The organism is Streptococcus mitis, assembly GCF_003944325.1.
GTDB lineage: Bacteria > Bacillota > Bacilli > Lactobacillales > Streptococcaceae > Streptococcus > Streptococcus mitis_CW.
In genome coordinates, this window is sequence record NZ_RJPX01000001.1 from 1 (window position 1) to 20,219 (window position 20,219).

At 37.4% G+C, this 20,219-nt stretch carries 20 protein-coding genes, 1 pseudogene and 1 riboswitch; of the genes and pseudogenes, 16 read left to right on the forward strand and 5 right to left on the reverse strand.

The window, feature by feature from the left end; genetic code table 11:
- Positions 1 to 40: 40 nt before the first annotated feature.
- From galT to tnpA, 11 genes and pseudogenes are all read left to right on the forward strand, one after another.
- On the forward strand, positions 41 to 1,516 hold the full coding sequence (galT, locus tag D8787_RS00005; RefSeq protein ID WP_125419967.1) for a UDP-glucose--hexose-1-phosphate uridylyltransferase: 1,476 nt from the start codon (positions 41 to 43) through the stop codon (positions 1,514 to 1,516).
- Positions 1,517 to 1,528: 12 nt separating this feature from the next.
- A complete protein-coding gene (gene galE / locus D8787_RS00010) occupies positions 1,529 to 2,539 on the forward strand; it encodes a UDP-glucose 4-epimerase GalE (protein ID WP_061743800.1) in 1,011 nt (336 codons plus the stop codon).
- 183 nt (positions 2,540 to 2,722) lie between these two features.
- Positions 2,723 to 3,382 (forward strand): DUF1868 domain-containing protein, encoded by a 660-nt coding sequence (locus tag D8787_RS00015; RefSeq protein WP_000793811.1) that lies wholly within the window; start codon positions 2,723 to 2,725, stop codon positions 3,380 to 3,382.
- A 24-nt stretch (positions 3,383 to 3,406) separates the two neighbouring features.
- Entirely contained in the window at positions 3,407 to 4,474 is a 1,068-nt protein-coding gene (locus tag D8787_RS00020; protein WP_000738379.1) for an extracellular solute-binding protein, read from the forward strand.
- A 102-nt stretch (positions 4,475 to 4,576) separates the two neighbouring features.
- Positions 4,577 to 5,587, forward strand: a complete 1,011-nt coding sequence (locus D8787_RS00025) for an ABC transporter ATP-binding protein (protein WP_000589137.1) — start codon at positions 4,577 to 4,579, stop codon at positions 5,585 to 5,587.
- Positions 5,588 to 5,598: 11 nt separating this feature from the next.
- Positions 5,599 to 7,290: an ABC transporter permease gene (locus D8787_RS00030; protein ID WP_125419969.1), complete on the forward strand. Its 1,692-nt coding sequence runs from the start codon at positions 5,599 to 5,601 to the stop codon at positions 7,288 to 7,290.
- 2 nt (positions 7,291 to 7,292) lie between these two features.
- Positions 7,293 to 8,003, forward strand: a complete 711-nt coding sequence (locus D8787_RS00035; protein WP_125419971.1) for an MgtC/SapB family protein — start codon at positions 7,293 to 7,295, stop codon at positions 8,001 to 8,003.
- A 96-nt stretch (positions 8,004 to 8,099) separates the two neighbouring features.
- A complete protein-coding gene (locus D8787_RS00040; protein ID WP_125419973.1) occupies positions 8,100 to 8,468 on the forward strand; it encodes a hypothetical protein in 369 nt (122 codons plus the stop codon).
- 107 nt (positions 8,469 to 8,575) lie between these two features.
- The gene (locus D8787_RS00045) at positions 8,576 to 9,577 is read left to right on the forward strand and encodes a LacI family DNA-binding transcriptional regulator (protein WP_125419975.1); all 1,002 of its coding nucleotides are present in this window, start codon (positions 8,576 to 8,578) and stop codon (positions 9,575 to 9,577) included.
- Positions 9,578 to 9,675: 98 nt separating this feature from the next.
- The gene (locus D8787_RS00050; RefSeq protein ID WP_125419977.1) at positions 9,676 to 10,374 is read left to right on the forward strand and encodes an MgtC/SapB family protein; all 699 of its coding nucleotides are present in this window, start codon (positions 9,676 to 9,678) and stop codon (positions 10,372 to 10,374) included.
- Positions 10,375 to 10,673: 299 nt separating this feature from the next.
- A pseudogene (gene tnpA / locus D8787_RS00055) lies at positions 10,674 to 10,865 on the forward strand (IS200/IS605 family transposase); the annotation flags it as partial.
- Positions 10,866 to 11,063: 198 nt separating this feature from the next.
- Here tnpA and galR read toward each other — a convergent pair.
- Complete coding sequence (gene galR, locus D8787_RS00060) at positions 11,064 to 12,068, reverse strand: DNA-binding transcriptional regulator GalR (protein ID WP_125419979.1); 1,005 nt, start codon at positions 12,066 to 12,068, stop codon at positions 11,064 to 11,066.
- A gap of 164 nt (positions 12,069 to 12,232) precedes the next feature.
- On the opposite strand from galR, the gene D8787_RS00065 reads away from it, so the two are divergent.
- From D8787_RS00065 to D8787_RS00075, 3 genes are all read left to right on the forward strand, one after another.
- Complete coding sequence (locus D8787_RS00065; RefSeq protein ID WP_125419981.1) at positions 12,233 to 13,411, forward strand: galactokinase; 1,179 nt, start codon at positions 12,233 to 12,235, stop codon at positions 13,409 to 13,411.
- An 18-nt stretch (positions 13,412 to 13,429) separates the two neighbouring features.
- Positions 13,430 to 14,911 carry a UDP-glucose--hexose-1-phosphate uridylyltransferase gene (locus D8787_RS00070; RefSeq protein ID WP_125419983.1) on the forward strand — a complete coding sequence of 494 codons (1,482 nt, stop codon included), beginning with the start codon at positions 13,430 to 13,432 and terminating at the stop codon, positions 14,909 to 14,911.
- Positions 14,912 to 14,980: 69 nt separating this feature from the next.
- The gene (locus D8787_RS00075; protein WP_000651198.1) at positions 14,981 to 15,385 is read left to right on the forward strand and encodes a PaaI family thioesterase; all 405 of its coding nucleotides are present in this window, start codon (positions 14,981 to 14,983) and stop codon (positions 15,383 to 15,385) included.
- 32 nt (positions 15,386 to 15,417) lie between these two features.
- Here D8787_RS00075 and D8787_RS00080 read toward each other — a convergent pair whose 3' ends face one another.
- The 4 genes from D8787_RS00080 to D8787_RS00095 form a co-directional block, all read right to left on the reverse strand.
- Complete coding sequence (locus D8787_RS00080; RefSeq protein WP_033684818.1) at positions 15,418 to 16,680, reverse strand: nucleobase:cation symporter-2 family protein; 1,263 nt, start codon at positions 16,678 to 16,680, stop codon at positions 15,418 to 15,420.
- On the reverse strand, positions 16,680 to 17,261 hold the full coding sequence (locus D8787_RS00085; RefSeq protein ID WP_125419985.1) for a xanthine phosphoribosyltransferase: 582 nt from the start codon (positions 17,259 to 17,261) through the stop codon (positions 16,680 to 16,682). The genes D8787_RS00080 and D8787_RS00085 overlap by 1 nt, the downstream gene beginning before the upstream one ends.
- A 129-nt stretch (positions 17,262 to 17,390) precedes the next feature.
- Positions 17,391 to 17,486, reverse strand: a riboswitch (purine riboswitch).
- A gap of 232 nt (positions 17,487 to 17,718) precedes the next feature.
- Positions 17,719 to 18,105 carry a bleomycin resistance protein gene (locus D8787_RS00090; protein WP_125419987.1) on the reverse strand — a complete coding sequence of 129 codons (387 nt, stop codon included), beginning with the start codon at positions 18,103 to 18,105 and terminating at the stop codon, positions 17,719 to 17,721.
- 11 nt (positions 18,106 to 18,116) lie between these two features.
- Positions 18,117 to 18,944, reverse strand: a complete 828-nt coding sequence (locus tag D8787_RS00095; protein ID WP_125419989.1) for an exodeoxyribonuclease III — start codon at positions 18,942 to 18,944, stop codon at positions 18,117 to 18,119.
- 133 nt (positions 18,945 to 19,077) lie between these two features.
- Here D8787_RS00095 and D8787_RS00100 point away from each other — a divergent pair, with 133 nt between their 5' ends.
- On the forward strand, positions 19,078 to 19,533 hold the full coding sequence (locus D8787_RS00100; RefSeq protein ID WP_125419991.1) for a DUF3290 family protein: 456 nt from the start codon (positions 19,078 to 19,080) through the stop codon (positions 19,531 to 19,533).
- Positions 19,530 to 20,165 carry a DUF421 domain-containing protein gene (locus D8787_RS00105; RefSeq protein ID WP_112443820.1) on the forward strand — a complete coding sequence of 212 codons (636 nt, stop codon included), beginning with the start codon at positions 19,530 to 19,532 and terminating at the stop codon, positions 20,163 to 20,165. The genes D8787_RS00100 and D8787_RS00105 overlap by 4 nt, the downstream gene beginning before the upstream one ends.
- Positions 20,166 to 20,219: the final 54 nt, after the last annotated feature.

The window sequence follows — 20,219 nt, forward strand, 5'->3', positions numbered from 1 at the left end:
GTATAGAAAATATGGGAACATAAATTAGAAAGAAAAATATATGAAAACAATTATTGATAATTTTGTTGATAGAGTAATTGAATACGGAATGTATAATGAAATTGACAAAATATATGTGAAAAATAGAGTACTAGCGTTAATAGGTGAGGAGGGAACTGATTGCATTTCCGATGAAAATGACCTGAAACTAATAAAAGATTACTTAGTGGAAATCGCCTTAAAAAACGGTAAAATTAAAGATTTAATCGAGGAAAAGGAATGTTTAGGAGCAGAGTTAATGAATTTCATAGTTCCTTTACCTAGTCGATTAAATGATATTTTTTGGAGTTCATATGATATATCACCTCAAGAAGCAGTTGAAGAGTTTTATAAATTAAGTAAAGATAGTGATTATATTAAAACTTCTGCTATTGCTAAGAATATTGAGTTTCGAGCATCAACTAAATACGGAGAGCTAGAGATTACGATAAATTTGTCAAAACCCGAAAAAGATCCAAAAACAATTGCTGCTGAAAAATTAGTAAAAGCAACTAATTATCCCAAATGTTTACTATGCATGGAAAATGAAGGATATCAGGGGCGAATAAATTATCCAGCACGTTCGAATCATAGAATTATTCGGTTGAAACTTGGTGACGAAGTATGGGGATTCCAGTATTCTCCCTACTCATATTTTAATGAGCATGCGATATTTTTGAATAGTCAACATGTACCAATGGCTATTACCTCTAAAACATTTGAACAATTATTGGAGATTGTTGATATTTTGCCAGGATATTTTGCTGGTTCAAATTCTGATCTTCCTATCTCAGGAGGCTCCATTCTTAGTCATAACCACTACCAGGGAGGGAAATATATTTTCCCAATGGAAAAAGCAAAATTTGAGAGTGAATTTCGTTTTAAAGACTTTGAGGATGTTAATGCTGGTATTGTAAAATGGCCAATGTCAGTAATTAGGTTACAAAGTGAAAATAAAAATCGCTTGTTAGATTTAGCTACTAAAATTCTAAACAAGTGGAGAGAATATTCAGATTTAGAAGTAGACATCATTGCAATGACTGCAGATGTCCCACACCATACGGTGACTCCTATTGCTCGTAAAGTGGACGGAAGATATGAATTAGATATTGTTCTAAGAGATAATCATACTACTGAAGAATACCCAGATGGTGTTTTCCATCCTCATCAAGATGTACAACATATTAAAAAGGAAAATATTGGGTTAATCGAAGTGATGGGACTTGCGATTTTACCACCTCGTTTGAAAACAGAGTTAGAAGAAGTTGAGAAATATCTTTTAGGAAAAGATAACGCAATTGCTGATTATCATTTAGAATGGACCGTTCAATTGAAAGAAAAATATCCTGGACTTAAAGAGAAGGAGGTTCATAGCGTAGTTCAACATGAAGTAGGGCAAGTATTTGCTAGAGTTCTCGAAGATGCAGGTGTTTACAAGAATACTCAAACCGGACATGAAGCATTTATGAGATTTGTTAAATCGGTTGGAATTAATTAGGAGGAAGTAAAAATGGCAATATTGGTAACAGGCGGAGCTGGTTATATTGGTAGCCATACCGTAGTAGAATTACTAAATTTAGGAAAGGAAGTCATAATTGTCGACAACCTTTCGAACTCTAGCATCTTGGTGCTAGACCGTATTGAAGCAATTACAGGAATACGTCCCGTGTTTTACGAATTAGATGTTTGTGATAAACAAGCATTGAGAAAGGTATTTGAAAAAGAATCGATTGATGCTGCAATTCATTTTGCAGGTTATAAAGCTGTCGGAGAATCCGTGCAAAAGCCTGTGATGTACTACAAAAATAATATTATGAGTACATTAGCACTTGTTGAAGTGATGTCAGAATTTAATGTTAAAAAGATTGTCTTTTCTTCAAGTGCGACTGTATATGGAATTAACAATCAGTCACCCCTAATTGAGACGATGGAAACAAGTGCGACAAATCCTTATGGGTATACGAAAGTGATGCTTGAACAAATTTTAAAAGATGTTCATGTGGCAGATTCAGAATGGAGTATTGCGTTGCTTCGTTATTTCAATCCAATTGGTGCTCATGAGTCTGGTTTGATTGGGGAAGATCCCTCAGGAATTCCTAACAACTTGATGCCTTATATTGCACAAGTAGCGGTAGGTAAGCTGTCAGAGCTAAGTGTGTTCGGAAATGATTATGATACGCTTGATGGTACTGGTGTGCGTGATTATATCCATGTAGTAGATTTAGCAATAGGACATATAAAAGCTTTAGAAAAAGTATCTGAAAAAACAGATGTTTATATCTATAACCTAGGCTCGGGAGAAGGCACTAGTGTATTACAACTTGTAAATACATTTGAAAGTGTTAATAAGGTCCCTATTCCTTATAAAATAGTTCCAAGACGTTCAGGAGACGTTGCAACTTGTTATGCAAATGCAGACAAAGCATATAAGGAATTAAATTGGAGGACAACAAAATCGATTGAAGACATGTGTAGAGATACATGGAATTGGCAATCAAAAAATCCCAATGGCTATAATTGATGATACTGTCTATATGAGTGCTGTATTTTGGAAAAATTACTTAACCTTTTAATGAAATTCATATTTAATGAAAGATAAATTTTTTAAAAAAATTTTTTGAAAGCGCTTGACAAAGGAAACGGTTTCATTGTATAATGTAAACATAATGACACCGATGTCAAATATAAAAAAGAAGGTCTTTATATGAAAAACTTAACAAAAATTAAGTTCAAAGAGAATGGGGAATTTAATCATTTCCCTGGGAATACAGTTGTAGCAAATCTTTATACTAAACAAGATTTGATGGAAGTTGTTGATATTATTCAATCACGTTATAGAGAATTACCATTTATCGATAAGTTTACTTTAACTCCAAGGAATTCTATTCACATGACTGTAATTGAATTGTTGTGCCATGAAAATCGTGAAACGGAGTTTTGGAGCAGTAATCTTCCTCTAGATACACCTTTACAGGAAATACATGATTACTTTGCTAAACAACTTGAAATTTTTCCATTGTTGGATGAAGAAATTCATATGCGTGTAACTGAAATGGGAAAACAAAACATATTAGTTGAACCTGCAGATGAAGCTTCTGCAAAGAGATTAGAAGAAATTCGTACTTATGTCTCAGAAAAAGCAGGTGTTCGTTTCCCTAATCATGATAGATATCAATTCCATATTTCAATTGGGTATCTTCGAATTCCTTTAACCGAAGAGGAGGAAGAAGAGTTTACTAAAGTCAGAGCAGAATTAACTGAAATTTTATTAGAGAAGATTCCAACTATTACTGTAAACCGTATTGACTATACTGTATTTGAAGATATGAGACAATTTGTTCCATATCATGAAAAATTTAAATAAAATAATAAAAAAGGAGAACTTATCATGAAAAAAATGAAAGTTTGGTCTACTGTACTTGCAACGGGAGTTGCTCTTACTACACTTGCTGCTTGCTCTGGAGGTTCAAATTCTACGACTGCTTCTTCATCTGAAGAAAAAGCTGATAAAAGTCAAGAATTAGTAATCTATTCGAACTCAGTCTCAAATGGTCGTGGTGATTGGTTAACTGCTAAAGCAAAAGAAGCTGGTTTTAATATCAAAATGGTTGATATCCCTGGCGCTCAATTAGCAGACCGTGTTATTGCTGAGAAGAATAATGCAGTTGCAGATATGGTATTTGGAATTGGTGCTGTTGATTCAAATAAAATTAGAGATCAAAAATTACTAGTACAGTACAAGCCTAAATGGTTAGATAAAATTGATCAATCTTTATCAGATAAAGATAATTATTATAATCCTGTGATTGTTCAACCATTAGTTTTAATTGGGGCGCCTGATGTAAAAGAAATGCCTAAAGATTGGACTGAATTAGGTAGTAAGTATAAAGGTAAATATTCAATTTCTGGGCTCTCAGGTGGAACAGGACGGGCAATTCTAGCAAGTATCTTAGTTCGATACCTTGATGATAAAGGTGAATTAGGTGTTTCCGAAAAAGGTTGGGAAGCAGCAAAAGAATATTTGAAAAATGCATACACTCTTCAAAAGGGAGAAAGTTCAATTGTTAAGATGTTAGACAAAGAAGATCCAATACAATATGGAATGATGTGGGGTTCTGGTGCTTTAGTTGGACAAAAAGAACAAAATGTTGTTTTCAAAGTTATGACTCCTGAGATTGGTGTACCATTTGTAACTGAACAAACTATGGTTTTAAGCACTAGTAAAAAACAAGCGTTAGCTAAAGAATTTATTGATTGGTTTGGTCAATCAGAAATTCAAGTAGAATATAGTAAGAACTTTGGATCTATTCCTGCAAATAAAGATGCCCTCAAAGATCTACCAGAAGATACTAAGAAATTTGTTGATCAAGTGAAACCACAAAATATTGACTGGGAAGCTGTTGGAAAGCATTTGGATGAATGGGTAGAAAAAGCTGAATTAGAATACGTACAATAAGAAATAAGAGTTAATTTTTATGTCCAAGTCTCTCTATTATTTCTAAATTTATGGAAGAAATAAAGAGAGGCTTTTGGTTTAGTAATAGAGGGAGTTAGTGAGATGATTAAATTTGATAATATTCAAATTAAATATGGTGATTTTGTTGCAATTGATAATCTGAATTTAGATATACATGAAGGGGAATTTTTTACATTTCTTGGGCCTTCAGGATGTGGTAAATCAACTACTTTGAGAGCATTGGTAGGTTTTCTAGATCCATCATCAGGAAGTATTGAAGTTAATGGAACAGATGTCACTCATTTGGAACCTGAAAAGCGTGGAATTGGTATTGTATTTCAATCTTATGCGCTATTTCCAACTATGACTGTTTTTGATAATATTGCATTTGGTTTAAAAGTTAAGAAGGTAGCTCCAGATGTTATTAAAGCTAAAGTATCAGCAGTAGCAGCAAAAATTAAGATCTCTGATCAACAGTTACAGCGTAATGTATCAGAATTATCTGGGGGTCAACAACAAAGGGTAGCATTGGCTCGTGCTCTGGTTCTTGAACCTAAAATTCTTTGTCTAGATGAACCATTGTCGAACCTTGACGCAAAATTACGTGTAGATTTGAGAAAAGAGTTGAAAAGACTTCAAAAAGAGTTAGGTATTACTACTTTATACGTTACTCATGACCAAGAGGAAGCCTTAACTTTATCTGATAGAATTGCAGTCTTTAACAATGGATACATCGAACAGGTCGGTACACCTGTAGAGATTTATCATAATTCTCAAACTGAATTTGTATGTGATTTTATTGGCGATATTAATGTTTTGACCGATGAAACAGTCCACGAAGTATTACTGAAAAATGCAAGCGTTTTCTTAGAAGATAAAAAAGGATACATTCGATTAGAGAAAGTTCGATTCAATCGTGAAACTGAACAAGATTTCATTCTAAAAGGGACAATTATTGATGTTGAGTTTTCTGGAGTTACAATTCACTATACAATAAAAGTTTCTGAAAGTCAGATTCTTAATGTAACAAGTATTGATAGTCAGGCTGCTATTAGATCTGTCGGAGAAAGTGTGGACTTATTTATCACACCATCAGACGTTCTGCAATTTTAAGGAGGTGCAGTATGCGTCATAAATTAAATTTAAAAGATTGGCTTATTCGTTTAGGGTTAATCTGGTTCCTAGTAACATTTATTATTTATCCAAACTTTGATCTAGTAGTGAATGTATTTGTAAAAGGAGGAGAATTTTCCCTTGAAGCTGTACATCGTGTTCTAAAATCTGAGAGGGCACTTCAGAGTATTATGAACAGTTTTAAGTTGGCATTTTCACTCATTATTACAGTTAATGTCGTCGGTATTCTTTGTGTTCTATTTACAGAGTACTTTGATATTAAAGGTGCTAAAATTTTAAAATTAGGCTATATGACCTCTTTAATTTATGGAGGAGTGGTTTTAGCGACTGGATATAAATTTGTCTATGGTCCTTATGGATTGATAACAAAATTTTTACAAAATGTTATCCCTTCTTTAGACCCTAACTGGTTTATTGGGTATGGTGCAGTCTTATTCATTATGACATTTTCAGGAACTGCTAATCATACATTGTTTTTAACAAATACAATTCGAAGCGTTGACTATCACACTATTGAGGCTGCACGAAATATGGGAGCAAAACCATTTACTGTTTTCCGAAAAGTAGTGTTACCAACCTTAATTCCAACTCTATTTGCACTTACTATTATGGTTTTTCTTAGTGGTTTGTCTGCAGTAGCAGCACCCATGATTGTTGGTGGTAAAGGATTTCAAACTATAAATCCAATGATTATTACATTTGCAGGGATGGGGAATTCTCGTGATTTAGCTGCCTTACTTGCAATTATTTTAGGTATTGCAACTACAATTTTGCTTACTATCATGAATAAGATAGAAAAAGGTGGAAATTATATTTCTATCTCTAAGACTAAAGCGCCTCTTAAAAAACAAAAAATTGCATCTAAGCCTTGGAATATCATTGCTCACATTGTAGCATATGGATTGTTCACAGTTTTCATGCTTCCACTAATTTTTATAGTATTATACTCATTTACAGATCCAGTTGCAATTCAAACAGGTAACTTAACATTATCAAACTTTACTTTAGAAAATTATCGCCTATTCTTTAGTAATAGTGCGGCATTCTCTCCATTCTTGGTCAGCTTTATTTACTCTATTATTGCTGCTACAACAGCAACAATTCTTGCAGTTGTATTTGCTCGTGTTGTTCGAAAACATAAAGCTCGTTTTGATTTCTTATTTGAATACGGTGCTCTACTTCCTTGGTTACTACCAAGTACACTTTTAGCGGTAAGTTTATTATTTACTTTTAATCAGCCTCAATTTCTTGTTTTGAATCAGATTTTGGTAGGTAGTTTAGTAATTCTACTTATTGCATATATAGTTGTAAAAATCCCATTTTCTTATAGAATGGTACGTGCTATATTATTTAGTGTAGATGATGAGATGGAAGATGCAGCAAGAAGTATGGGTGCTTCACCTTTCTATACTATGATGAAGGTTATCATTCCATTTATTCTACCGGTTGTTCTTTCTGTTATTGCATTAAACTTTAACTCTTTATTAACTGACTTCGACTTATCTGTATTTCTTTACCATCCATTAGCTCAACCACTGGGTATAACTATTCGTTCAGCTGGTGATGAAACAGCTACTTCAAATGCTCAAGCACTTGTATTCGTTTATACTATTGTGTTAATGATAATTTCTGGTTCCGTATTATACTTTACGCAGAGACCAGCTAGTAGAAAAAGGAAATAATAATGAATGCAACAAGCTTAGGACTATCATATATCGAAATTATATTAAGAATTGTACTTTCATTAGTTATTGGTGGGGTAATTGGTTTAGAGAGAGGAAGTAAATCTCAACCAGCAGGTATTCGCACACATAGTATTGTCTGCATGGCTGCATGTTTAATTATGATGACTAATGAGTATGTATCTTATAAATTTGGTACAGGAGATCCTACACGCTTAGGTGCGCAGGTTATATCAGGTGTTGGTTTTCTTGGGGCTGGAACAATACTTATTACAGATAAAAAGAAAATAACTGGTTTAACAACTGCAGCCGGAATATGGGCTTCAGCTGGAATCGGTCTAGCTATAGGTGTTGGTTTTTATGAAGGAGCCGTACTAGTAGCAATGTCTGTTTGGAGTGTTATATCTATGTTCCAACCTTTAAAAAAATATCTTCAAAGTCGTTCAAAGATAATCGAATTGTATATCGTTGTTAGATCCACAGAAGCATATAATAGGGTGCTAGTATACTGTGCTGAGAATGGTATTAGAATGACTGATTCTAGAACTGCATTTGGAGATGTTAATTCAGAAAGAATTGAATATTTTGATGTTCCAGAAAAAAAAATAGCATCATTTATTACTCTCGAACTATCAGGAAGATTTGAACATCTTCGTCTGATGGAAGAAATTGCTAATATTGTAGGTGTTATTTATGTCGAAGAAATTAGCTGAAATTTATTAAACAAAGGGACAGATGTTCTTGTCCTTTTGTTTTTTTAAATGTTTTTATCATCTAAATTTTGAGTAGATTTTTACTCAGAGGTTTTTATGAAAGTTTATAAAATCAATTTTGATTTAGGTAAAATAGAATACTTTGATAGTAATTATTTGATACAAGTATACAAATTTATTTCTTTTTATGATATTTGTGAAATGGTGTTTGCCTTTCATCTACCTCCTGATGAGTTGATAACAAATGTTATTTTTAAAGAAAAAATTTACTCTATGTTAGAATGTTACATTGACAGATTATTATATGTTTTTATAAATCCTACAAATTTTACTGAAAAAGTTAATCTACAATTTTATGGTAGTTTTTTCTCATATGAATTTATTTGTCGTGAAGTTGGAAACATTCTTAAAAATAAAGGTGTGAAATGCAATTTAAACTTTTTTGAAGAGGAAGAATATTTGTAAAATTAATTTTGTGAATTTGTTGATCTTAAATAATTTACTAAATTCTCTTGTTAAAAAAAATTAAATATTGTATAGTAATATTAGAATGTTTGTAATGGAGGACTNAAATGAAAAATATAAATGGGAAAAAGGTAACTATTTATGATATTGCACGTTTATCAGGTTTTTCTCCAAAAACAGTTTCACGAGTTATTAATGGTGGAGTAAATGTTAAAGAAGAAACTTATCAAGCGATCCAAAAAGTTATAGAGGAATTGTCGTATATTCCAAATGCGTATGCAAGAAATTTAACTAAAAAAGAAGCTATAAATATATTGATTTCTGTAAAAAAAATCGACTCTTTTCCTTTAATTTGGTTCCAAACTTTATTAGATAAAGTTTTACAAACTTGTAAAGAGTATGGTGTTAACGCTATTGTTGAATATTTTAGTGAAGAAGATACAATTAGTAATTCAATAATTTCGAGTACAGGAAGCTTGATAGATGGTGTAATAGTATTTTATGAAAGTAAAGAAGATATTCGGATTAATTACTTACAAAAGAATAAAATTCCATTCATAGTTTTTGGAGAATCTAGAACACCTAAAGTTGTGTATGTTTCTAACAACAATTTTCAGGCCACTTATGACATGATGAAATTAGTATCAAAAGAAAACATTAATAGTATGTGGTTACTTATGGGAGGAGAATCCCTTGTTAATATGGATCGAGAGAGGGGGGTTCGTGCTTTTTTAAATGATAAAAACTATGAAATGGATTTGAAAGTTGTATATGGTCTAACTACAATAGATTCGGTTTATTCATATGCTACAAGACATCTATCTAATCAAAATTATCCTGATTTGGTTTTTGTATCTGGGGATGAGAAAGTACAGGGATTGATTCGTGCTTGCTATGAGAAGGAAATTACTATTCCTGATGATATTTCAATAATCGGATTTGACAATATTCCAATTTCTCAATATTATACTCCGGCTTTATCTACAATTTCTCCTGATTATATCATGTTGGCTAAAAAATTGATTGAAGGTGTTTTATCAATTATTAATGGTGAGGATATTGAATCTGTTGAAATATCGTCCCAAATTGTAAGAAGACAAAGTTTTTAATCGGTTAAAAAAAGCCGATTTTTTTATTTGATATACTATTAGAAAAGTAGTAAAATATAAATGATGACACCGATGTCATTTTAGAATGAGGTGAATTAATGAATACAGTATTTAACCATTCATTTAATAGTATTGTTGAGTTAAGGCATATCCTTTCAGTTTTAATTGCATGTGCGTGTGGTTTGGCAATAGGATATGAGAGAAAAGCTCGTAATAAACAAGCTGGTGTTAAAACACATGTAATTGTTGCTTTAACTTCAGCGTTAATGATGATTTTATCTAAAGAAGCTTTTTTAGATACACCTGCTTATGATACATCTAGGGTTGCAGCTCAAATTGTTAGTGGCATTAGTTTCATTGGTGGTGGTATTATTTTTACTCGCGACAAGAAAATTAGTGGCATAACAACGGCAGCGGGTATTTGGGCAACTGCTGGAATAGGTATGGCTATTGGTGCTAATTTTTGGATATTTGGAATTTTTTGTAGTTTAATTGTTGTTCTGGTACAATTGGTGACACATAGTAATATAAGAAATCATGTAATCTATCAAGTAAAGATACTTATAGAAACTAATGATATTACTTTGCCTGGTAGAATTTATTCAAAACTAGGCGTATTTGATTTTAGAAAGTCTAATGTAGAATTGAAGGAACAACTTGATAATGGTTCATACGATATTTTAATTTCTATTGAGAATGATAAAGAGATTTCAGTTGTTGATGTTGAAAAATTCTTGTTTGAATACGATAAAAATTTAAAAATTAAAGAGTTAAAACTCAAAAATTATGTGAAGTGATTAAGAATTGTATCTGAAATATTTTTAAATTACTTAAAATAAATTCTAAATGTATAGTGAGTTTTCTTTTTCTTTAGTTTTTAAGAGTCCAATAGGGTTCTTTTTTCTGTGATCATTTTATCAAAAAGTATTTGTTATACTTTTTTTAATTATGTGACTTTCAGTCCGTCTCGCTCCGTTAGGTGCGAGACAAAAAAACCACCCGCTATGCGGGTGCGCGTCGAAGGTTATACCAAAAAAACTCCGAACGCGATACAATAAAGGTGTTCAAGCCAATTGTAAAGCGAAAGGAGAAAAATATGGCACAAAAGGCACATAGTTTATCACACACAAAGTGGATGTGTAAATATCACATTGTGTTCACCCCTAAGTATAGACGAAAAGTCATTTATAATCAATATCGAAGTAGTTTAGGCGAAATATTTCATCGCTTGTGTAGTTATAAAGGAGTTGAAATTATCGAGGGTCACTTAATGCCAGACTATGTACATAAGTAATACTAAAGCCTCTTTGAGAGTCAAGTGATGAGTCAAGAGTTGAACAAAGTGAAAGTCAGCGTCTTTAGGCGCTGGCTGGTAATTTGGACTCATAGTCCTGGGACAAACCACCCGTTAGACGGATGGTCATGATTGTGGGGACATTTACTTCATTTTATCTTGAAATTTAGTTTTTGCCTAGATTCTAATATCTTAATCATTCCTCGTACTTTCTCTCAGAGTCAGTCTGGTTCCCAACATGGTCAGGCTAGGTATTTTGCGACCGTGGAGTACTTCTTTGTTAAGAATATCCATACCTGCTCGGCCCATTTCTTCGGTATAGACGGTGATGCTAGAGAGAGGAGGATAAACCTGCTTGGTCAGGCTAGTGTCATTAAAGGAAATGAGGCTGACGCGGTCTGGTAGGCTGATTCCAGCTTCTTGGAGGGCACGGAGGGCACCGATAGCTAAACTATCGCTAGCTGCAAAAAATGCTGGTGGCAGTTGGTCTTCCAAACTCTGAATAGCCTCCTTCATCAAGTCATAGCCAGACTGGGCAGTAAAGCTTCCTTGAAAGACCAGTTCATCATGATAGATCCCTTTTGTTTGACTGTAGTTCCTAAAATTTTCCAGTCGCTTATCCTCAATGATTTCTTCTTGGTCGGTTGTTTCCTCAAGCCCTGTTAGAATCCCGATACGTTCCATCCCTTGACTGAGGAAATAATCGACAACCTGTTTCATGGCAGTGTAAAAGTCCGTGATAATGCAGGTGTGTCCCAGGGAAAGTGTATCGCTGTCTAGAAATACAAGAGGCTTTTGGTATTCTTCAAAGGCAGAAATCTGAGCTCGACTAAACTTTCCGATGCAGAGAATCCCAATCACTTCCTCGCTTAGGGTAAAAGGATGGTCATTAAAATAGCGCAAGATATCGTAGTCCAACTCTTGGGCTCTTTTTTCTATGCCTAGGCGAATCTGGTAGTAGTAGAGGTCGTCCAGCTCCCCTTGTTCGCTGACCCATTGGATAATGGCAATCTTTTGCTTGGGCTTGTGGGACTCGCCTGTCTTGAGGTGCTTGGTGTAGCCCAGCTCTTCAGCAACGGTTAAAATACGGTGTCTGGTTTCTTCTGTAACAGATAGGCTCTGGTCGCGGTTGAGGACACGGGATACGGTCGCGATAGAGACAGAGGCTAGCTGTGCAATGTCTTTTAAGGTAGCCATAAATCCTCCTCCTTTTAGGTTAGTATATCATATTTTTCTGCTTTTTACTGATAGTTTAGTAAAAATTTAGTAAAAAGGATTGACCTTGGGAAATACCTTGGATACAATAGAAGAAAACGATTACACGTTAAGGTGACTTAACGGACAGAAAAAGGAGAAATCATATGACACAACATCTTACTGCTGAAGCTCTTCGTAAAGACTTTCTTGCTGTTTTTGGTCAAGAAGCAGACCAAACTTTCTTTTCACCAGGTCGTATCAATTTGATTGGTGAACACACAGACTACAACGGTGGGCACGTTTTTCCTGCTGCTATTTCCTTGGGAACTTACGGTGCAGCTCGTAAGCGTGACGACCAAGTTTTACGTTTCTACTCAGCTAACTTTGAGGACAAGGGCATTATCGAAGTGCCTTTAGCGGATCTCAAGTTTGAAAAAGAGCACAACTGGACCAACTATCCAAAAGGGGTTCTTCATTTCTTGCAAGAAGCTGGGCATGTGATTGACAAAGGGTTTGATTTTTATGTTTATGGGAATATCCCAAATGGTGCTGGCTTGTCTTCTTCTGCATCCTTGGAACTCTTGACAGGAGTCGTGGCAGAGTATCTATTTGATTTAAAACTAGACCGTTTGGATTTGGTTAAAATCGGTAAACAAACAGAAAACAACTTTATCGGAGTAAACTCTGGTATCATGGATCAGTTTGCCATCGGTATGGGTGCAGACCAACGTGCTATTTACCTAGATACCAACACCTTAGAATACGACTTGGTGCCACTTGATTTGAAGGACAATGTCGTTGTTATCATGAACACTAACAAGCGCCGTGAATTGGCGGACTCTAAATACAATGAACGTCGTGCTGAGTGTGAAAAAGCAGTGGAAGAGTTGCAAGTTGCCTTAGATATTCAGACCTTGGGTGAATTGGACGAGTGGGCCTTTGACCAATATAGCTATCTGATTAAAGATGAAAATCGTTTGAAACGTGCTCGTCATGCAGTGCTTGAAAATCAACGTACCCTTAAAGCTCAAGTAGCCCTCCAAGCAGGAGATTTGGAAACGTTTGGTCGTTTGATGAATGCTTCTCACGTTTCTCTAGAACATGACTATGAAGTAACTGGCTTGGAATTGGATACTCTTGTTCACACAGCTTGGGCACAAGAAGGAGTTCTCGGTGCTCGTATGACAGGGGCAGGTTTTGGCGGATGTGCCATTGCCTTGGTGCAAAAAGATGCTGTTGATGCCTTTAAGGAAGCTGTAGGCAAACACTACGAGGAAGTAGTTGGATACGCTCCAAGTTTCTATATCGCTGAAGTTGCAGGTGGCACTCGCGTCCTTGACTAGTCAAAAGGAGGCTCTATAGTGACCTTAGTAGATAAATTTGTAACACATGTCATTTCTGAAAGTTCATATGAGGAAATGGATCGAATCTACCTGACCAATCATGTCTTGGCACGAGTGGGAGACGGTGTTTTGGAAGTTGAGACGGATCTGGATAAAGTGATTGACCTCAAGGACCAGCTGGTTGAGGAAGCCGTTCGATTAGAGATGATTGAGGATAGTCAGACTGCACGTGAAATCCTTGGTGCTGAACTGATGGACTTGGTGACTCCTTGTCCGAGTCAGGTCAATCGTGACTTCTGGGAAACCTATGCTCACTCTCCTGAGCAAGCGATAGAGGATTTTTACCAACTCAGTCAGAAAAATGACTACATCAAACTCAAGGCCATTGCTAAAAATATCGCTTATCGTGTTCCATCTGATTACGGTGAACTTGAAATTACCATCAACCTCTCTAAGCCTGAAAAGGATCCCAAAGAGATTGCGGCAGCCAAGTTGGTGCAAGCTAGCAATTATCCCCAGTGTCAGCTTTGTCTAGAGAATGAGGGCTACCATGGTCGAGTTAACCACCCAGCTCGCAGCAACCACCGTATTATCCGTTTTGAAATGGCTGGTCAGGAGTGGGGATTCCAGTATTCGCCCTATGCTTACTTTAATGAGCACTGTATTTTCTTAGATGGCCAGCATCGTCCCATGGCCATTAGTCGTCAGAGTTTTGAACGTCTGCTGGCTATCGTAGAGCAGTTTCCAGGATATTTTGCAGGCTCTAATGCCGACCTGCCGATTGTGGGTGGCTCTATTCTGACTCATGACCACTATCAGGGAGGCCGTCACGTATTTCCTATGGAATTGGCTCCCTTGCAAAAGACCTTTCAATTTGCTGGTTTTGAGCAGGTTAAGGCTGGGATTGTCAAGTGGCCCATGTCAGTGTTGCGTTTGACTTCGGATTCCAAAGAAGATTTGATCAACTTAGCTGACAAGATTTTGCAGGAATGGCGTCAGTATTCAGATTCTGCAGTGCAGATTTTGGCAGAGACAGACGGGACACCACATCACACCATCACATCCATTGCCCGTAAACGCGATGGACAGTTTGAGTTGGACTTGGTCTTGCGAGACAATCAGACATCGCTAGAGCATCCTGATGGAATCTATCATCCCCACAAGGACGTCCAACATATCAAGAAGGAAAATATTGGCTTGATTGAGGTTATGGGCTTGGCAATCTTGCCACCACGTCTGAAAGAAGAAGTAGAGCAAGTCGCCAGTTATCTCGTGGGAGAAGGGGATACAGTTGCCTCTTATCATCAGGAATGGGCAGACCAACTCAAAGCCAAATATCCAGACCTAGCTGATAAAGAAAAAGCCCTTGAAATCGTCAAGGCCTCTGTAGGTGCTATCTTTGCGCGTGTTTTGGAGGACGCAGGAGTTTACAAGCAGACAGAACAAGGGCAGGCAGCCTTTATGCGATTTGTAGAGCAGGTCGGAATTTTGCCAGACTAGGAGCTTTCTCCTTGCACAGTCCTATAAAAAGTAGTATCATAGTGTCGTTTGAAATATCAGGAGGAAACGATGAAAGATTTTCATTTTGACGCTATATCTGCCTTTGAGAATTACGAAATTGAGAAAATGAGAGATGGTCATGTTGTGGTGACGACAAAAGTAGTGGACTCGTCTCTCAACTACTATGGCAATGCCCATGGTGGCTATCTCTTTACCCTTTGTGACCAGATTAGTGGTTTGGTGGTTATCTCTCTGGGGCTTGATGGAGTGACACTCCAATCCTCTATCAACTACCTCAAAGCAGGAAAACTCGACGACGTGTTGACCATTAAAGGAGAATGCGTCCATCAAGGTCGCACAACCTGTGTAGTGGATGTGGATATCACCAATCAAGAAGGCAGAAATGTCTGCAAGGCAACCTTTACCATGTTTGTCACAGGCCAGCGGTCAGAAGACAGACAGGTGAGGATATAGATAAACAAAAAAGAGGCTCGCACCTCTTTTTCTTATTTCTTTTTATGATTTAATACGGCATTGAGGACAATGGCGAGTAGGCTGGCTACGACGATTCCGTTTGAGAAGAACATTTGGAAGGCTGTTGGCATGCTGACAAAGAGATTACTGTTGTTGAGTCCGACACCTGCAGCGATTGAAACAGCAGCGATGAGGAAGTTATGTTCATTGTTAGCAAAGTCAACGCGGGCGAGGATTTGCATCCCTTGAATCGATACAAAACCAAACATCACCAGCATAGCACCACCGAGGACAGGACTCGGAATGATTTGGGCAAGGGCGCCAAACTTAGGAAGGAGTCCAAGGAGAACCAGGAAACCAGCTGCGTAGTAGATTGGCAGGCGTTTCTTGATACCTGATAATTTAACCAGACCGACGTTTTGTGAAAATCCTGTGTAAGGGAAGGTGTTAAAGATTCCTCCGAGAAGTACGGCCAAACCTTCTGCGCGGTAACCGTTACGCAGGCGCGTGCTGTCGATCGGATCTTTTGTGATGTCAGACAAAGCTAGGTAAACACCAGTAGACTCAACCATAGAAACCGTTGCGATGATACACATCATGACAATAGATGAGATTTCAAAGGTTGGCATCCCAAAGTAGAGGGGAGTTGGGACATGGACAAGTGGTGCTGCTGCAACAGGAGAGAAATCAACCAAGCCCATGCTAGCAGCAATGGCAGTTCCAACAACTAGACCAATCAAAATAGAGATAGACTTGATAAATCCTTTGGTAAAGATGTTAATCAAGAGAATAATCAAGACAGTGATAGCTGCAAGCAAGAGACTTTGACCAGTTGGCTCTGGAACGTTATTGCCCATATTTCCAATAGCGACAGGGATCAAGGTCAAACCAATCGTGGTAATAACAGATCCTGTTACGATAGATGGGAAGAGATTGGCCACTTTTGAGAAGATACCTGAAACAAGAACCACGTAAATCCCTGAAGCGATAAGGGCACCAAACATAGCACCACTACCATGACTTTGTCCAATCATAATCAAGGGAGCGACCGACTGGAAAGCAACTCCTAGAACGACTGGTAGTCCAATCCCAAAGTATTTGTTAAGTTGGAGTTGGAGGAAGGTTGCCACCCCACACATGAAGATATCTGTAGAAATCAGGTAGGTCAACTGCTCAGTTGAATAGCCAAGGGCAGTCGCAATCATGATGGGAACCAGGATGGATCCAGAGTACATGGCTAGTAAGTGCTGCAAGCCGAGAACGGCTGCTTGCGAGTGTTTTTCTTGAGTTTGCATTAGAGATCTGCCTCCTTAAATACGACCTGACCATTTTCAAAACGATCCAAACGAGCGAGTGATAGGACAGGATAGCCTGCTTTTTCAAGCAAATCACGGCCATCTTGGAAGGATTTTTCAATCACGATACCAATAGCTTCAACTGTTGCACCCGCCTGTTCGATGATTTGAATCAAGCCTTTGGCAGCTTGGCCATTAGCAAGGAAATCGTCGATAATCAAGACCTTGTCCTCTGGTGAGAGGAATTTTCCAGCGATAGAAACGGTGCTGGTCACTTGCTTGGTAAAGGAGTAAACTTCGGCAGTTAAGATGCCTTCGTTCATAGTGATGTTCTTAGCTTTTTTGGCGAAAATCATGGGAACATTCAAGGCCTCAGCTGTAAAAATGGCTGGGGCAATACCCGACGCTTCAATGGTCACGACCTTGGTAATGCCAGTAGCAGCAAATTTTTCCGCAAAAACTTTACCAATCTCTCGCATCAAGCTAAAGTCAACTTGGTGGGTTAAAAAGGAATCTACCTTGAGAATGTTGTCACCCAAGATATGCCCATCCTTGAGGATGCGCTCTTCTAATAATTTCATGAGACCTCCTAAAGTCTAAAAGCCAATCCATTTGCTTGTTTCAGATTTCTACCTAATAAAACTGATAGAAAAAGGACCTACTTAATCTCTAAGTAAGTCCCCAAAATAGGCATGGCAAAAACGACCATACCCCACTTCTGACTTACTTATTGTTAGGTGTTACGGCACCTTGTAGAAACATCGTGCCAATTCACGACATAAACAAGTAAAATGATATTTAATTTAAAATAGGCTTGTGCCAATGTTTTTATTTTACACTAAATAACTTTAGAAATCAACTGTTTTGTTAGTGTTTTGATTTAAAAAACGAACGAATATAATAAAAATGGGCAAAAAATCAGTTATTGACTAACATTTAGAAGATTTTTCCATCATAAAAGGCATATCATCAAGTTTTTTCAAGACCTGACAATATGCCTTTTTCTGATTTTAAAGACTTTACCCAGTCTTTATTATTCTACTCGCTAAATCTTAAAAAATAGCCATCTGGATCCAAAACTGCAAATTCATGTGGATAGATATAGTGATCCTCAACACGAAACTTTCTTTTGGTTAAGGGACGATAAATAGGATAGTTTGCCTCCATCACTTTTTGATAGAGTTTTGGAACATCCTTTATGCCAAAGGAGAGATTGACTCCACGACCAAATGGGTAGGTCAGTTCAGCTAGTTGGTCCTTTGGCCCCTCCTCTAGCATTAGCTGGCAATCTTCAAGAGAAAGGAAGAGAAAGTTTTCTTCCGGGCGCTCATATTCAATCCTAAAACCGAGTAAATCACAGTAGAAGGAACGAGACTGCTCTATATTCGATACGAGAAACTCGGGAATGACAGCTTGATAGTCCATTCGTTTTCTCCTTAGAGTTCAATCTCCATGACAATGGGTGTATGGTCTTGGCGAGCTCCTGAGTCGATCATATCAGACTTGGTCACCTTGTCAGCAAGACGGTTACTTGTGAGCCAGTAGTCGATTCTCCAGCCTGTATTGTTGATTTTAGAAGTCTTGCTGCGTTGTGCCCACCAAGTGTAGCGTTCTGGAACATCGCCATGAATGTGGCGGAAGGTGTCCGTAAATCCAGTTGCCAAGAGGTTGGTAAATCCAGCACGTTCCTCGTCGGTAAATCCAGGTGAACGGCGGTTGCTAGCAGGATTTGCAAGGTCGATTTCATTGTGGGCTACATTGTAGTCACCGGTCGCAAGGACTGGTTTTTCTTTGTCTAGTTCAGCCAAATACTCAGCATATTTGACATCCCATACTTGACGTTCTTCCAAGCGTTTGAGGCCGTCTCCAGCGTTTGGAGTGTAAACTTGGGTCACGAAAAATTTATCAAATTCTAGAGTGATGATACGGCCTTCCAAGTCCATGGTAGAAGGGGCACCAATTTCTGGGAAAGTGACAGTGGGTGTGAGTTCTTTCTTATAGAGGAACATGGTTCCAGCATAGCCTTTACGGGCAGGCTCTTGAGAAGAGCGCCACGTGTTTTCGTAGCCTGGGAAGAGTTCTTCTAAAATTTCCAAGTGTTTCTTTGTAGGACCCTTGGCAGAAAGCTTGGTTTCTTGGATAGCAATGATATCAGCATTTTCAGCGACCAAGGTTTGTAGGACTTCTTGGGACAATTTGGCACGAGCTGAGTCACTAGTTAGGGCTGCGTTAAGGGAATCAATATTCCATGAGATAAGTTTCATAAAGTTACCTTTTTCATTCAGATTATAGATTTTATTATACCAAAAAAAGGTCTATTTCCCCAACGTATGGTTTGAAAAATTACTCTCTTTCGTTTATAATGAAGAATGATTTTATGAAAAGGAGTGAAAATAAATGAAATTTTACTCATATGATTATGTGCTTAGCCAAATCAGTCAGCAAAATGGCGTCATGATTGGCTTTGGGATTGTCCTCCTAGCTATCACAGGATTTTTTGCTTTTAAGGCCTATCGAGATAAAAAGGGGACTAAGTTTCGGGAATTGGTCATGATTTTAGCCTTGACCTTAGTAGCCATGCTTTTGGTGACAATTTCAAAATACCAGACCAATCAAGCCTCTAACAATCAATTTCAAACCTCCCTTCATTTCATAGAGGTTGTTTCCAAAGACTTGGGAGTGGATAAATCAGAAGTTTATGTCAATACTTCTGCAACCACTGATGGAGCGCTTGTCAAGGTAGGTTCAAATTTCTACCGCGCCATGAACGGAAGCCAACCAGACAAGTATCTTTTAGAGAAATTAGAATTGAATCGAACAGATGCTATTGAATTGGTGGAGGTAAACAAATGACACTCAACTATATGGAAATTTTAATCAAACTGGCCTTGGGGCTCTTCTCGCTTGTTTTTGTTATCAATGTGACTGGGAAGGGAAACCTAGCACCTAACTCTGCAACAGACCAAATTCAGAACTATGTTCTTGGTGGTATCATCGGTGGGGTGATTTACAATAGTTCTATTAGTATTCTTCAGTATGCAGTGATTTTGATGATGTGGACGATTTTGGTCTTGACCCTCAAGTGGCTTAATAACAATGTTCGTTTTGTCAAACGCTTGATTGATGGAAAACCGACTCTGCTCATCAAAAATGGGAAGATTGACCCAGAAGCCTGTCGTTCAGTTGGTTTGTCTGCAGCGGATGTAGCTCTCAAACTTCGTAGCCAAGGGATTTTCCAGATGAAGCAAGTTAAACGAGCTGTGCAAGAGCAAAATGGCCAACTCATCGTGGTCCAAATGGGAGATGAAAATCCTAAGTATCCAGTTGTGACTGATGGTGTCATTCAAGTAGACGTCTTGGAATCGATTGGTCGCAGCGAAGAGTGGCTGCTTGATAACCTCAGCAAACAAGGGCATGACAATGTAGCCAATATCTTTATCGCTGAGTATGACAAGGGTGCGGTGACAGTCGTAACCTATGAATAAGAAAAACCTGAGGTCTCTGCCTCAGGTTTCCATTTGCAATCAGAAAGGGATTTT

Bases quoted from the DNA above. Each gene is read 5' to 3' on its own strand.
- D8787_RS00105 (WP_112443820.1), top strand. From the start codon at position 19,530: ATGACACTCAACTATATGGAAATTTTAATCAAACTGGCCTTGGGGCTC.
- D8787_RS00095 (WP_125419989.1), bottom strand. From the start codon at position 18,944: ATGAAACTTATCTCATGGAATATTGATTCCCTTAACGCAGCCCTAACT.
- D8787_RS00020 (WP_000738379.1), top strand. From the start codon at position 3,407: ATGAAAAAAATGAAAGTTTGGTCTACTGTACTTGCAACGGGAGTTGCT.
- D8787_RS00035 (WP_125419971.1), top strand. From the start codon at position 7,293: ATGAATGCAACAAGCTTAGGACTATCATATATCGAAATTATATTAAGA.
- D8787_RS00050 (WP_125419977.1), top strand. From the start codon at position 9,676: ATGAATACAGTATTTAACCATTCATTTAATAGTATTGTTGAGTTAAGG.
- D8787_RS00100 (WP_125419991.1), top strand. From the start codon at position 19,078: ATGAAATTTTACTCATATGATTATGTGCTTAGCCAAATCAGTCAGCAA.
- D8787_RS00015 (WP_000793811.1), top strand. From the start codon at position 2,723: ATGAAAAACTTAACAAAAATTAAGTTCAAAGAGAATGGGGAATTTAAT.
- D8787_RS00030 (WP_125419969.1), top strand. From the start codon at position 5,599: ATGCGTCATAAATTAAATTTAAAAGATTGGCTTATTCGTTTAGGGTTA.
- D8787_RS00090 (WP_125419987.1), bottom strand. From the start codon at position 18,105: ATGGACTATCAAGCTGTCATTCCCGAGTTTCTCGTATCGAATATAGAG.
- galE (WP_061743800.1), top strand. From the start codon at position 1,529: ATGGCAATATTGGTAACAGGCGGAGCTGGTTATATTGGTAGCCATACC.
- D8787_RS00040 (WP_125419973.1), top strand. From the start codon at position 8,100: ATGAAAGTTTATAAAATCAATTTTGATTTAGGTAAAATAGAATACTTT.
- D8787_RS00025 (WP_000589137.1), top strand. From the start codon at position 4,577: ATGATTAAATTTGATAATATTCAAATTAAATATGGTGATTTTGTTGCA.
- galR (WP_125419979.1), bottom strand. From the start codon at position 12,068: ATGGCTACCTTAAAAGACATTGCACAGCTAGCCTCTGTCTCTATCGCG.
- D8787_RS00075 (WP_000651198.1), top strand. From the start codon at position 14,981: ATGAAAGATTTTCATTTTGACGCTATATCTGCCTTTGAGAATTACGAA.
- D8787_RS00085 (WP_125419985.1), bottom strand. From the start codon at position 17,261: ATGAAATTATTAGAAGAGCGCATCCTCAAGGATGGGCATATCTTGGGT.
- D8787_RS00045 (WP_125419975.1), top strand. From the start codon at position 8,576: ATGAAAAATATAAATGGGAAAAAGGTAACTATTTATGATATTGCACGT.
- D8787_RS00080 (WP_033684818.1), bottom strand. From the start codon at position 16,680: ATGCAAACTCAAGAAAAACACTCGCAAGCAGCCGTTCTCGGCTTGCAG.
- D8787_RS00065 (WP_125419981.1), top strand. From the start codon at position 12,233: ATGACACAACATCTTACTGCTGAAGCTCTTCGTAAAGACTTTCTTGCT.
- galT (WP_125419967.1), top strand. From the start codon at position 41: ATGAAAACAATTATTGATAATTTTGTTGATAGAGTAATTGAATACGGA.